The following is a 12,569-nucleotide window of genomic DNA, read 5'->3' as shown; positions in this document are numbered from 1 at the left end:
TCCCAGAGGGAGAGGGGGCCGACCGAGGTGTCTGGCGTCAGACATCGACCTGAAATATCGAGTCGATTATGGATTCACTGAAGCAAGTTCAGGTCGGTGTACCTCTGAAGCATCCCCCAATCAGTCCCCTCTCCCTCCGGGAGAGGGTTAGGGTGAGGGGCTTTTACATCGGTGGGGTAACGCCGTCTTTGCCGGCAGAAATCGACTGCGCCGTCAGCGTGCCATCCGCACTCTGCGTGACGAACGTCACAATCTTCACCCCAACCGTCAGCAAACTCCGATCCCCCGGCATCAAATTGACGATCGGCACATCCTCCGGCACCAGAATCTTCTGCTGCCCGCCCTTGTAGTTCACCGTCAGCACCCGGCCATTGCTCACCACCAGATCGCCGACGCTGCCATTGGTCATGCTGCTGCCCTTGGCCAGATCGAACGGCCGATGACCATCGCCACTGCCGGCCAGCTCCGGCGGGAACACATGCACCTCCAGCGCCTTGAGCGTGCCATCCTCTTGCGGCATCGCCGCCGAACCGATGTAGCTGCCGGGTTTGATGTCCTCGATATTGGCCAGGGTGACCGCGCGAACTTTGGTTTCACCAGTCAACTGGATCACCACGTTCTCGCCGCTGTTGACGTGGACTTTCAGGCTGTCGGTACTGACCCCGGTGATCTCGCCGCGCACGCCAATGCGCATCCCCGGAGCATCGGCGGCCTGCACGCTCATCGCGCCCAGCAGGCTGATGAAGACAATTGTTGCGGTGTGGCGAAGCTGCTGACGAAACATTGCAATCCTCCGGTCATCAATGTTGAACAAGCCGATGCAAACATAAGTACGCTATCGAACAGGATGTAAGTGAATGTATCATCGACCCGCAACGGTCGGACGCAAGGTCCGCCGATGGACAACAGGCTGATAGCCGCCAGTCATTCCGCAACGGAATAGCTGATATCAACCGCTGGCGCCTTCTGCCCATGCGGATTAATCCTTAGCCTCACCGCATCCCCCTTTCGCTGGATCGAGAAACCTTATGACCACCACCACTCACGCAATGACCCGAGGCATGGTGCTGCTGTTCGCCTTCTGCTGCGGCGCCATCGTTGCCAACATCTACTACGCGCAGCCAATCATCGGCCTGATCGCGCCGGACATCGGCCTCTCCGACACCATGGCCAGTTTCATCGTCTCGCTGACGCAGATTGGCTATGCGCTGGGCCTGTTCTTTCTGGTGCCGCTGGGCGATCTGCTGGAGAACCGCCGGTTGATGATCATCACCACGGTGGTGGCGATTGCCAGCCTGCTGGCGGCGGCGTTTACCGATCAGCCGAACGTGTTCCTGCTGATCTCGTTGCTGGTGGGCTTCAGTTCGGTGTCGGTGCAGATTCTGATTCCTTTGGCCGCACACCTGGCGCCGGAAGAATCCCGTGGCCGGGTGGTCGGCGGGATCATGGGCGGCTTGCTGCTGGGCATTTTGCTGGCGCGGCCGGTGTCGAGCGTGGTGGCCGACCATTTGGGCTGGCGCGCGATGTTCATGATTGCCGCAGCACTGATGGCGGCGATCAGCGTGGTGCTGGCACTGACCGTGCCCAAGCGTCAGCCTGATCACAGCGCCACGTATGGCCAACTGATCGGTTCGCTGTGGACACTCTTGCGTCAGCAACCGGTACTGCGTCAGCGTGCGTTTTATCAGGGCTGCATGTTCGCTACCTTCAGCCTGTTCTGGACTGCTGTGCCGCTGGAACTGGCGCGTAACCATGGCCTGTCGCAGAGCGAGATCGCGATCTTTGCGTTGGTCGGTGCCATCGGTGCCATCGCCGCGCCGATCAGCGGACGTCTGGCTGACGCTGGCCACACCCGCATCGCTTCGCTACTGGCGATGATATTCGCCAGCCTGAGCTTCCTGCCGGCGTTCATTCACCCCGCCTACAGCGTCATCGGCCTGGCCGTGACCGGCGTGGTGCTCGACTTCTGCGTGCAGATGAACATGGTCCTCGGCCAGCGCGCGGTGTATTCGCTGGACGCGAAAAGCCGTGGTCGTCTGAACGCGCTGTACATGACCAGCATCTTTATCGGCGGCGCCTTCGGCTCGTCGGTGGCCAGTGCGGTGTACGAGCATGGCGGCTGGTTGTGGATCGTGATTGTGGGGAGTGCGTTCCCGCTGTTGGCGTTGTTGCGGTTTTTGAGTGCTTCGCAGCGTGGTTCATTGGCAACGGCGTAAGGTGGCAAAAGCTTCGCGAGCAGGCTCGCTCCAACAGGTTATTCATTTAGCCTGGGGGAGCGATGAGGCTTAATATCGAACCAGTTTTTCCATCGCCGCATCCGCCAGAAAGGAGGAGCGGCTTTTGACGTTGTGCTCGCGCACATAACGGTCGATTCGCTGAATCACATAGCCAGGCAGCGTCACGTTGACCTTTTCGGTCTTGCCGAGATAAGGCGAAATATCCAGCTCCAGCATGCCCCAGCCCATATCGGCAAATTCCGGATTGTTGCGATGCGCCGCTGCAGAAGTGGGCATAGGGATCGCCTCTGCGCTCGCCACAATTTCCTGCAACATGATGTGGGCGATTTCAACGGCAGCGTTGTAGGCCTCTTCGAAACTATCCCCTGCTGTCACGGCGCCGGGAATATCGGGGATCTGAATACCGATGGCGGTATTTTCGTCACCCCATTCGATGCAGATTGGATATTGCATTATGGATCTCCTTGGTAACTGGCTGACGGGTTGTACAACCCGGCACGCCTCCTGATGCTTTTGACCGTCCCCAGTGGCAAATCCTTTTTCGGGTGAGGGACGGGAATCGTGTACGGGTTGTATCGGTGAGTGAAGATGTGATGACTGCCGGTGATCCGATCCAGCACCCAGCCAGCCTCCTCCAGCTCCTTGATCAATTGCCTGCTTTGCACCAATCGCCTCCTTGGCCTGGCCTTTTAAAAATAACCCTAGAGTTATCTTTACTCAAGCACAGAAAACCGCAAAGCGACGTCCGGTTGTTTTGCAGAGTGTGAGTTTTCATTCATTCCCCCCGAGCATGAATGCTATGCCCCGCACCGGCGTTCCCCCGCGCGCGTCTGAAGGTCACTCTTGAACCCAGCCACTACCGGCGTTTCTTCAGGACTTTCGACCATGACCCTGCAAGCAAAACTCGATGCCTTCAAAGCCGACTTCAAGGCCGGCAAACCACCGTACAACGCCCCGGCCGACATCCACCCGGTGATGGAGCGCGCCACCGCCGAACTGATTGCCTCCGGCGCCGCCGCTCGTGCCTTGAAGGTCGGCGACATCGCACCGCTTTTCACCCTCAAAGATCCTGAGGGGCATCCGCTCTCGTCCGCTGATCGGCTGGCACAAGGGCCCTTGGTGCTGACGTTTTATCGTGGCGTCTGGTGTCCGTACTGCAACATGGAGCTGCAAGCATTGCAGGCGTTTCTGCCTGAGATTGAGAACAACGGGGCGAGCCTTTTGGCGATTTCACCGCAGATCGCCGCCAACAGTCGCAAGTCGCAGCGCATCAATGAACTGCAATTCCCGATCCTCAGCGACCCGCGCAATGACGTCGCGGCGGCCTTCGGGTTGCGCTTCGAACTGCCAGACTATTTGATCGAGCGGTACAAGAATCTGCGCAACGACCTGCCGACCTTCAACGACGATCCAGCCTGGACCTTGCCGATGCCGGCACGTTATGTGATCGGTCAGGATGGCGTGATTCGTTACGCCGAGGTCAACCCGGATTACACTCAGCGTCCCGAGCCTGAAGCGATGCTGGATGCATTGCGTGGCTGATCCGATTGAAAGCCCAGGAGTTGCCATGACCCGACGTACTTTCCTCATCACCGGCGCCAGCAAAGGCATTGGCCGGGCGCTGGCCGAACACCTGGACCGCGCCGGGCATCGCGTGGTGGGGATTGCTCGCCAGCCGGACTTGAGCTTTCCGGGCATCCTGTTTCCGCTGGACCTGAGCGATCGCAAGCTGACCGGCGAAGTGCTGACGGAGCTGGCGCGCACGTATGAGTTCGACGGGTTGGTGAACAACGTCGGGCTGGTGCGACCGCAGGCGTTGGGCGATATCGATCTGGATGCCTTCGACGACGTGATGCGGCTGAATCTGCATTCCGCGTTGCAGGCGACTCAGGCGCTGCTGCCGGGGATGCGTACGCGGGGTTGGGGTCGGGTGGTGAATATTTCCAGCCTGACGGTGTTGGGCATCACCCAGCGCACGGCGTATGCAGCGGCGAAAGCGGCGTTGGTCAGCTTCACCCGCTCGTGGGCGCTGGAACTGGCGCAGACCGGGATCACCGTGAACGCGGTGGCACCGGGGCCGACCGAGACGGAGTTGTTTCGCGCCAACAATCCGCCGGGCAGCGAGGGAGAGGCGCGCTATCTGGCCGGGGTGCCGATGGGACGGCTTGGGCAGCCGGAGGAGATTGCGTCGGCGATTGCGTTTCTGCTTTCGGAGCAGAGCGGCTTCATCACCGGGCAAACCCTGTTTGTCGATGGCGGTGCCTCGGTCGGTAAAGCCGGGTTCTGATCAACACACCGAATCCCCTGTGGGAGCGAGCCTGCTCGCGAATACGGTAGGTCAGACACATTGATGTTGCTGATAGCGCTTTCGCGAGCAGGCTCGCTCCCACAGGGTTCCACGATAACTTCCAGACTTTTACAGGAGCATTGATGGACCGCCTCGCTGCCATGGAAACCTTCGTCTGCGTCGTCGAAACCGGCTCGTTTTCCGCCGCCGCCCGGCGCCTGAACATCGGTCAGCCCGCCGTATCGAAAACCATCGCGCATCTGGAAAAACGCCTGGCCGTCAGCCTGCTCCTGCGCTCGACCCGAGGCCTGACTCCGACTGAAGCCGGTTTCGCCTTCTTCGAACGAGCCAAACGCGCTCTCGAAGAAGCCGACGAGGCCGACAACGCTGCGCGCGGCACCGCCAGCGGGCTGAGCGGCAATCTGCGCATCAGCGCCGCCGTGACCTTCGGCCGCCTGCATATAGTGCCGCAACTGGGGGCCTTCCTCGATCAGCACCCGCAACTGAACATCGACCTGATGCTCGACGACCGCAACATCAATCTGGTCGAAGAAGGTATCGACGTGGCCCTACGCATGGGCGCGCTCACCGATTCGGGCCTGACCGCACGCAAGATCGCCGACTGCCGCCGCGTGGTCCTCGGCACGCCGGCGTACTTTGCCAAATACGGCGAGCCCACCTGCCCCGCCGAATTGAGTAAACACCAGGCGGTCGTCTACAACCTCGGCGGCGGCACCACCTGGGAGTTCACCAAAGGCTTGGAAAAACAATCCGTGATCATCAGCGGACGCCTGCGCGTCAGCGCGGCCGAAGGTGTACGCGAAGCCGTACTGGCCGATCAGGGACTGACCCTGGCTTCCGAATGGATGTTCGCCCCGGAACTGGCCAGCGGCGCGGTGAAAACCGTTATGCCCGACTGGACACTTCCCGATCTGGATCTATGGGCGGTGTTTCCGACGGGGAGAATGGCCAGCGCCAAGGCGCGGGCTTTTGTTGAGTATGTGCAGGGGCTTCTGGTAAGCGAGCATTAATGCGAGGTGTTTCGTTTATTGCGATTTTCGTTTAATTCGAATAACGTCCCGGCATTCCCTTTTCAGAATGCTGGAACAACACCATGTCGATCGTTATCCATCCCTTCATCACCCTGCCCGTAGAACGCGAAGTCAAAGCCGCCATCGAAGGCCAGCGCACTTTGGCCGCTTACCTCACGACGCAATTCGAAACCCAGCACATCCAGATTTTCGATAAGCAGAATGAAGCCCACAGTGTCGAATTGCCTACCTCGGCCTTACGCCTTCTCGTCGATATTCTCGCAGCGCTGGCAGAAGGCAACGCCGTAAAGGTTGTACCGATTCATGCCGAACTGACCACCCAGGAAGCCGCCGACCTGCTCAACGTCTCACGCCCGCACCTGATAAAGCTGCTGGAAAGCGGCGAGATTTCCTACCGTAAAATCGGCAAGCACCGACGTGTGCGCTTTGCCGATTTGATGGACTATAAAGCCCGGCGTGACACCGCCAGCGAGCAGGCAATGGCGCTTCTCGCAGAGCAGGCACAAGCGTTAAGGGCAGGTTACGAGTGAGGCATTCCTCTTTCACGGCTGCCTCGCCAATAAAGAGCCGATGCATGTGTTTTGTACCCAGCCCCATTGAGAGACTTTTTGATGTGGTTAGCCCTCTCAGGGCGATTTCGGGCACGATGGACCAAGGCGATTCACGGCGAATGGAAACGAGTGACGTTTAATTTGAAAGATTTTCCCGACAAACACCTCGCCCCTTTCGGTATTGAGGCGCAACATCCGGACGAGTTCGTCGAAAACCTGTTTCATCTGGATTCGGCAGCCGTTGTCGCGGCCGCACAGCGTCAGCGCAAACAGCTGAAAGCCCCCACGATGGACATTGAATTGTTTTTAGATCTGCTGCAGCGCCAAGGGCTGACTCAATCAGTTCAAGCACTCAGTGCGTATCGCGCCATGCTCTGAAAGCACTTCATGCAAACGACAGACAACAAAACGGCGATCCGAAGATCGCCGTTGTCATTTACTGCCCAAACTGCTTGCCCAGTCCCGGTGGCACGCCGTGGATGTTGGTGTCTTCCCACGGGCCGTTCGGGCTGATCGAGCGGCTCCAGCCGTTGTTCCAGCGGTAGTAGGTGCGCTGGCGGTAGAAGGTGTTGGTCTGGTCGTCGAGGACGTAGACACCGAGTTTCTGATCCCAGTGGCTGTTGCCGCCCGGTGGCGGGGCGAAGCTGGCCGAGGTGCGCGGGACCGGTTTGGCCGGTTTTGCCGGGATGCTTTTGCCCGGGGTCGGTGAAGTCGACGGGGTCGGGCTGGGTTGCGACGGCGGGATCGGCGGCAGATTGGTGGTCGGTTCCGGGCGTTGCACCGCACATGCACTCAAGCCCAGGGCCAGTGTGAGGACTGTGATTCGGGCGATGGTGTGCATGGCGGTGCTTTCCTGTTGTGTCCGGCTATTTGTCCGGGCTGTCGATGGTCAGTTTTTGTAGCGCAGTGGTGCTGCTGGCCAGAGGGCCGCTGCGACCGACCCACTCGCCGGCAGTCGGTTGGCCGGCGCGTGAGATGCGCGCAACCAGTTGGACTTCAGGGAAGTTCGACAGTTTCAACTGCGGCATCATCGCGTCGGCATCGCCCAGTTCGACGGTCACCGGTAGATCGGCCACGGTCAGACGCTTGGCGGCCAGCGGTGCCGGCGGGCCGGAAGTCGCGCGGGCAAAGATGAACACGCTATCGCCCGGTTGCACTTTGCTTCTGAGTTCGCTGGAAAGATCGACGCTGACTTTCAACAGCGCGGCTTTCGCGGCGACCGGTGCCTCAGCGACCTTGCCGCCGCTGGCCTCCAGACGCTCGGCGGCGCGCTTGATCCCGCCTTGCAACGCGGCGCGGGAGTTATCTTCCGGTGGCAGTTGCGCCAGCAGACGGTTCCAGTAGTCGATGGCTTCCTGATAACGCTCGCCTTCGAACGCGGCGATACCGAGCAGACCGAGGCTGGTGACTTCTTTCGGATCAGCCTTCAGCGCTTCGTCGGTCAGCGCCTGTATCTTCGCCGACCATTTCTTTCCATCCGCAAAGTACTGCGCCTGCGCCCACTGGCCGAGCAGCTCCGGCTGGCGACCGGCAAGATTGGCCGCGCGTTCGAACATCTTCGCCGCGTCCGCCGGACGTTCCTGAGCCATGTAGGTGCGGCCAAGGAAATACAGGCCTTCTGCAGAATCCGGTTGTGCCGCGACGGCACGCTCCAGACGCTGGGTCATCTCTTCCATCGACTGCGGCGCCTGGGCGAATTCGCGGGTCAGCTCGACTTTGTCGGCAGCGCCGAAATGCATGTACAGACCCAAGCCCAACACCGGCACCAGCACCGCCGCCAACAGCGGCAACGGTTTGCCCAGTCGGGAAACCCGTGGCGCGCTGACACCCTCGGTATCCGCCAGCAATTCACGTGCTGCTTCGGCACGGCCGCTGTCCATTTGCGCGGCGTCGAGCACGCCTTCGGCCTGTTGCGCTTGCAACTCGGCGACACGCTCCTGATACAGCGCAACGTTGAGGGCCGTACGATCCTCTTCACGCTGGGCGCGACGTTCGCGCAAAACCGGGATCAGCAGAAAACTCAGGGCGACCAGAAGCAACAGCCCTGCGGCAAGCCAGAAATCAATCATTCTTGGTTTTTATCCAACAGTTGGTCGAGGCGCTGACGCTCTTCGCTGGACAGCGCTTGCGGAGTTTCGGCGCGCTGGCCGCGACGACGGCGGACGATCACCGCGATCACCACCAAACCACCGAGCAGCAGGCCGGCCGGGCCGAACCACAGCAGTGCGGTCTTGGCATTGAGCGCCGGTTTGTAGCGGACGAAATCACCGTAGCGATCGACCATGAAGTCGATGATCTGCTGGTTGTCCTTACCCTCGCCGAGCATGCGGAAAATCTCTTTGCGCAGGTCAGCGGCAATCGGTGCGTTGGAGTCGGCGATGTCCTGGTTCTGGCACTTGGGGCAGCGCAGTTCCTTGGTCAGTTCGCGGAAACGCTCGCGATCAGCTTCTTTGGCGAACTCATACGTATCGATGGCGGCATGGGCGACACCGGCCAGACTCAAGCCCAATACCACAGCGGCTAAAAAACGCTTCATGGCTTGGCCTCATCGACCAGCGCCTGGTACTTGGCGGCGAGTTTTTCGCGCCAGACTTGTTCGTCAATCACGCCGACGTACTTGTCGCGGATGATGCCCTTGGCGTCGATGAAGAAGGTTTCCGGCGCGCCGTAGACACCGAGGTTCAGGCCCAACGAGCCTTCGTCGTCGCGAATATCCAGCACATACGGATTGTGGAATTCGGCCAGCCACTTCAAGGCATCGGCGTTGGTGTCCTTGTAGTTGATGCCGTAGATCACCACGCCGCGCTCGGCCAGTTTGTTCAGTACCGGATGTTCGACCCGGCAGGAAATGCACCAGGTACCCCAGACGTTGACCAGTGCCGGTTTACCAAGAATGTCAGCCTTGGTCAGGCTCTTGTCACCCTGCACGTTCGGCAGGGAAAACTCCGGGAATGGCTTGTTGATCATCGCCGACGGCAGCTCCGCCGGATCGAGATACAAACCGCGATAAAGAAACACCGCCACCAGCAGGAAAATCGCCAATGGCACCAGCATCAACCAACGTCTCATGCAGCCGCTCCCGTCATGCCCAGCGCTTCACGCACCTTGGCTTTCACCTTGACCCGATATCGTCGATCCAACGCCGCGAGCAAACCACCGAAACCCGTGAGCAGACCGCCAAACCAGATCCAGCGCACGAACGGTTTTACGTGCACGCGCACGGCCCACGCGCCATTTTCCAGCGGTTCGCCGAGGGCGACGTAAAGGTCACGGGTGAAACCGGCGTCGATGCCGGCTTCGGTCATCATCGAACTTTGCACGGTGTACAGACGTTTTTCCGGGTGCAGCACGCTGATTTCCTTGCCGTCGCGGATCACCCGAATGGTGCCCTTGTCGGAGGTGAAGTTCGGTCCTTCGAAGTGCTTGGCGCCTTCGAAGATGAAGTGATAACCGGCCAGGTCCATCGACTCGCCTGGCGCCAGACGCAAGTCGCGTTCGGCACTGTTCTGGCTCGACAACACCACGCCCAAGGCGCACACGGCGATACCGAGGTGAGCGATCTGCATGCCCCAATAACTGCGGGTCAGCGTCGGCAGGCCTTTGATCAGGCCCTTATGGCGGGTCTTGTCGACGATGTCGCGCGCACCGGCGAGCAACACCCACGCGGCGAGCAGGAAGGTCGCGATCACCGCCCAGTTGAAATCGCCGTAAGCGATACCGGCCACCACGGCCAGCGCAACGCTTCCGAGCAGCACTGGCGTGAGCATGCTGCCCAGCCATTTCACTGGTGTGTCCTTCCAACGGACGATCACCCCGACCGCCATGACCATCATCAGCAGCGCCATCAACGGAATGAACAGCGCGTTGAAGTACGGCGGACCGACCGACATTTTCGCGCCGCTCAGGGCATCGAGAATCAGCGGGTACAGCGTGCCGAGCAGAATCATCGACGCGGCGACGACCAGCACCAGGTTGTTGCCCAGCAGCAGGGTTTCCCGCGACCACAGGTTGAAACCGACCTGACTCTTCACCACCGGCGCGCGCAGGGCGAACAACGTCAACGAGCCACCCACGACGAACAAAAGGAAGATCAGGATGAACACGCCGCGCTCAGGATCGGAGGCAAACGCGTGCACCGAAGTCAGTACGCCGGAACGTACGAGGAACGTACCGAGCAGGCTCAGCGAAAACGCGGCAATCGCCAGCAGCACCGTCCAGCTCTTGAACACGCCACGTTTTTCCGTGACCGCCAGCGAGTGGATCAGCGCGGTGCCGACCAGCCAAGGCATGAATGAAGCGTTTTCCACCGGGTCCCAGAACCACCAGCCGCCCCAGCCGAGTTCGTAGTACGCCCACCACGAACCGAGGGTGATGCCGATGCCGAGGAAGGCCCAGGCGACGATGGTCCATGGCCGCGACCAGCGTGCCCACGCGGCATCAAGACGACCGCCCATCAACGCCGCGATGGCGAAGGCGAACGCCACCGAAAAGCCGACGTAGCCCATGTACAACATCGGCGGGTGAACGATCAGGCCGATGTCTTGCAGCAAGGGGTTGAGGTCAGCGCCATTGCTCGGCATTTGCGGCAGGATGCGTTTGAAGGGGTTGGACGTGAGGATCAGAAACAGCAGGAAACCGGTGCTGATCATGCCCATCACCGCCAGAACGCGGGCGAGCATCACCTGCGGCAACTGCCGGGAGAACACCGACACGGCGAAGGTCCAGCCACCGAGGATCAGGGCCCACAGCAGCAACGAACCTTCGTGAGCGCCCCACACCGCGCTGAATTTGTAATACCACGGCAAAGCGGTGTTGGAGTTGTTCGCCACATACGCGACGGAGAAGTCATCGGTCATGAACGCGTAGGTCAAAATGCCGAACGCGAACAGCAGAAAAGCAAACTGCCCCCATGCGGCGGGCTGGGCCAGACTCATCCAGAAACGATCACCGCGCCAGGCACCAACCAATGGCACCACCGCCTGCACCAGCGCAAAACACAGCGCCAGAATCATCGCCAGATGACCGAGCTCAGGAATAAAAATTGCCGATGTCATCGATCAACCCTCCTTCGCAGGTGTTGGTGCGGACTGACCGCTGTCTTTCAAGGCTTTGGTCACTTCCGGAGGCATGTACTTCTCGTCGTGCTTGGCCAGCACTTCATCGGCGACGACCACGCCGTCAGCGTTGAGCTTGCCGAGGGCGACGATGCCCTGCCCTTCGCGGAACAGATCCGGAAGAATGCCGCGATAGGCGATGGTCACGGATTTGTTGAAGTCGGTGACGACGAATTTGACGTCGAGCGAATCCGGCGAACGTTGCAGCGAACCCTTCTCGACCATGCCACCGGCACGGATCCGCGTATCTTGCGGCGCTTCACCGTTGGCGATCTGGGTCGGCGTATAGAACAGATTGATGTTCTGCTGCAGGGCGCTCAAGGCCAGGCCGACGGCAGCGCCGACCCCGACCAGAATGGCCAGAATGATGATCAGACGTTTCTTGCGCAGCGGATTCACTTGCCGTTCTCCCGGCGCAGACGACGCGCCTCTTGTTGCAGATAGCGCTTGCGGGCCGCAATCGGCGCCACCACGTTGAGGATCAGCACCGCCAGACAGATGCCGTAGGCCGACCAGACATACAGGCCATGATGGCCCATGGCGAGGAAGTCGCCGAATGAAGCAAAACTCATCGAGCGGCCTCCAGACTGTGCTGCACTTCTTCCTTCACCCAACTGGCGCGGGCTTCGCGCTTGAGCACTTCAAGACGCATGCGCAGCAACAGCACGGCGCCGAAGAAACAGTAGAAACCCAGCACCGTCAGCAACAGCGGCAGCCACATTTCCGCCGGCATCGCCGGTTTTTCCGTGAGGGTGAAGGTCGCGCCCTGGTGCAGGGTGTTCCACCACTCCACCGAGTATTTGATGATCGGGATGTTGATCACGCCGACGATGGCCAGCACCGCGCAGGCCTTGGCGGCGCTGTCGCGGTTGCTGATGGCATTGCCCAGCGCGATCACGCCGAAATACAGGAACAGCAGAATCAGCATCGAGGTCAGGCGCGCGTCCCAGACCCACCACGAGCCCCACGTCGGTTTGCCCCAGATCGCCCCGGTGACCAGCGCCACGGCGGTCATCCACGCACCGATCGGCGCGGCGCATTGCAGGGCGACGTCGGCCAGTTTCATCTTCCACACCAGCCCGACCACACCGCACACCGCCAGCATCACGTAGATCGACTGAGCGAGCATCGCAGCAGGTACGTGAATGTAGATGATGCGAAAGCTGTTGCCTTGCTGATAATCCGGCGGCGCAAAGGCCAGGCCCCAAACGACACCGACGCCAATCAACAGCAACGCTGCGATGCTCAACCACGGCAGAAACTTGCTGCTGATGCCGTAGAACCACTTGGGCGAGCCGAGCTTGTGAAACCAGGTCCAGTTCATACTG

Annotated in this window: 17 protein-coding genes; 6 read left to right on the top strand and 11 right to left on the bottom strand. The window is 60.4% G+C overall.

The window, feature by feature from the left end; all coding sequences use genetic code 11:
- Positions 1 to 163: 163 nt before the first annotated feature.
- Positions 164 to 784 carry a DUF5666 domain-containing protein gene (locus L8H52_RS26250; protein WP_242209482.1) on the bottom strand — a complete coding sequence of 207 codons (621 nt, stop codon included), beginning with the start codon at positions 782 to 784 and terminating at the stop codon, positions 164 to 166.
- A gap of 244 nt (positions 785 to 1,028) precedes the next feature.
- Here L8H52_RS26250 and L8H52_RS26245 point away from each other — a divergent pair, with 244 nt between their 5' ends.
- A complete protein-coding gene (locus tag L8H52_RS26245) occupies positions 1,029 to 2,216 on the top strand; it encodes an MFS transporter (RefSeq protein WP_242209481.1) in 1,188 nt (395 codons plus the stop codon).
- Positions 2,217 to 2,285: 69 nt separating this feature from the next.
- On the opposite strand, the gene L8H52_RS26240 is transcribed toward L8H52_RS26245, so the two are convergent.
- Both L8H52_RS26240 and L8H52_RS26235 read right to left on the bottom strand, forming a co-directional pair.
- A complete protein-coding gene (locus L8H52_RS26240; RefSeq protein ID WP_102900479.1) occupies positions 2,286 to 2,690 on the bottom strand; it encodes a type II toxin-antitoxin system HicB family antitoxin in 405 nt (134 codons plus the stop codon).
- Positions 2,690 to 2,902, bottom strand: a complete 213-nt coding sequence (locus L8H52_RS26235; protein ID WP_242209480.1) for a type II toxin-antitoxin system HicA family toxin — start codon at positions 2,900 to 2,902, stop codon at positions 2,690 to 2,692. The genes L8H52_RS26240 and L8H52_RS26235 overlap by 1 nt, the downstream gene beginning before the upstream one ends.
- Positions 2,903 to 3,122: 220 nt before the next feature.
- Between L8H52_RS26235 and L8H52_RS26230 the strand changes: the two genes are divergently transcribed.
- The 5 genes from L8H52_RS26230 (at position 3,123) to L8H52_RS26210 (ending at position 6,505) form a co-directional block, all read left to right on the top strand.
- Complete coding sequence (locus L8H52_RS26230) at positions 3,123 to 3,779, top strand: peroxiredoxin-like family protein (protein WP_242209479.1); 657 nt, start codon at positions 3,123 to 3,125, stop codon at positions 3,777 to 3,779.
- A gap of 25 nt (positions 3,780 to 3,804) precedes the next feature.
- Positions 3,805 to 4,524, top strand: a complete 720-nt coding sequence (locus L8H52_RS26225) for an SDR family oxidoreductase (RefSeq protein WP_242209478.1) — start codon at positions 3,805 to 3,807, stop codon at positions 4,522 to 4,524.
- A gap of 143 nt (positions 4,525 to 4,667) precedes the next feature.
- Positions 4,668 to 5,555, top strand: coding sequence for a LysR family transcriptional regulator (locus tag L8H52_RS26220; protein WP_242209477.1), 888 nt, complete (start codon positions 4,668 to 4,670; stop codon positions 5,553 to 5,555).
- Between the two features lie 83 nt (positions 5,556 to 5,638).
- Entirely contained in the window at positions 5,639 to 6,106 is a 468-nt protein-coding gene (locus L8H52_RS26215) for a helix-turn-helix domain-containing protein (RefSeq protein WP_242209476.1), read from the top strand.
- An 81-nt stretch (positions 6,107 to 6,187) separates the two neighbouring features.
- Positions 6,188 to 6,505: a hypothetical protein gene (locus tag L8H52_RS26210; protein WP_242209475.1), complete on the top strand. Its 318-nt coding sequence runs from the start codon at positions 6,188 to 6,190 to the stop codon at positions 6,503 to 6,505.
- A gap of 58 nt (positions 6,506 to 6,563) precedes the next feature.
- Here the strand turns inward: L8H52_RS26210 and L8H52_RS26205 are convergent, their stop codons facing one another.
- From L8H52_RS26205 to L8H52_RS26170, 8 genes are read right to left on the bottom strand one after another with little or no spacing between them, the layout of a single operon-like run.
- Entirely contained in the window at positions 6,564 to 6,968 is a 405-nt protein-coding gene (locus tag L8H52_RS26205) for a hypothetical protein (protein WP_158830025.1), read from the bottom strand.
- A 25-nt stretch (positions 6,969 to 6,993) separates the two neighbouring features.
- Positions 6,994 to 8,196 (bottom strand): c-type cytochrome biogenesis protein CcmI, encoded by a 1,203-nt coding sequence (gene ccmI / locus L8H52_RS26200; protein ID WP_242209474.1) that lies wholly within the window; start codon positions 8,194 to 8,196, stop codon positions 6,994 to 6,996.
- Positions 8,193 to 8,663, bottom strand: coding sequence for a cytochrome c-type biogenesis protein (locus L8H52_RS26195; RefSeq protein ID WP_242209473.1), 471 nt, complete (start codon positions 8,661 to 8,663; stop codon positions 8,193 to 8,195). Before L8H52_RS26195 ends, ccmI begins: the two co-directional genes overlap by 4 nt.
- Positions 8,660 to 9,196, bottom strand: coding sequence for a DsbE family thiol:disulfide interchange protein (locus L8H52_RS26190; protein ID WP_016987490.1), 537 nt, complete (start codon positions 9,194 to 9,196; stop codon positions 8,660 to 8,662). Before L8H52_RS26190 ends, L8H52_RS26195 begins: the two co-directional genes overlap by 4 nt.
- Positions 9,193 to 11,181 carry a heme lyase CcmF/NrfE family subunit gene (locus L8H52_RS26185; protein WP_242209472.1) on the bottom strand — a complete coding sequence of 663 codons (1,989 nt, stop codon included), beginning with the start codon at positions 11,179 to 11,181 and terminating at the stop codon, positions 9,193 to 9,195. Before L8H52_RS26185 ends, L8H52_RS26190 begins: the two co-directional genes overlap by 4 nt.
- 3 nt (positions 11,182 to 11,184) lie before the next feature.
- On the bottom strand, positions 11,185 to 11,640 hold the full coding sequence (gene ccmE / locus L8H52_RS26180) for a cytochrome c maturation protein CcmE (protein WP_034151526.1): 456 nt from the start codon (positions 11,638 to 11,640) through the stop codon (positions 11,185 to 11,187).
- A complete protein-coding gene (ccmD, locus tag L8H52_RS26175; protein WP_003222944.1) occupies positions 11,637 to 11,813 on the bottom strand; it encodes a heme exporter protein CcmD in 177 nt (58 codons plus the stop codon). Before ccmD ends, ccmE begins: the two co-directional genes overlap by 4 nt.
- Entirely contained in the window at positions 11,810 to 12,565 is a 756-nt protein-coding gene (locus L8H52_RS26170) for a heme ABC transporter permease (RefSeq protein WP_016987487.1), read from the bottom strand. The genes ccmD and L8H52_RS26170 overlap by 4 nt, the downstream gene beginning before the upstream one ends.
- Positions 12,566 to 12,569: the final 4 nt, after the last annotated feature.

The sequence above is a fragment of the Pseudomonas sp. CROZ-RG-20F-R04-15 genome, from assembly GCF_022662375.1.
Taxonomy (GTDB): domain Bacteria; phylum Pseudomonadota; class Gammaproteobacteria; order Pseudomonadales; family Pseudomonadaceae; genus Aquipseudomonas.
The sequence above is the reverse complement of the archived record's forward strand: the minus strand, read 5'-3'. Positions and strand labels throughout refer to the sequence as shown.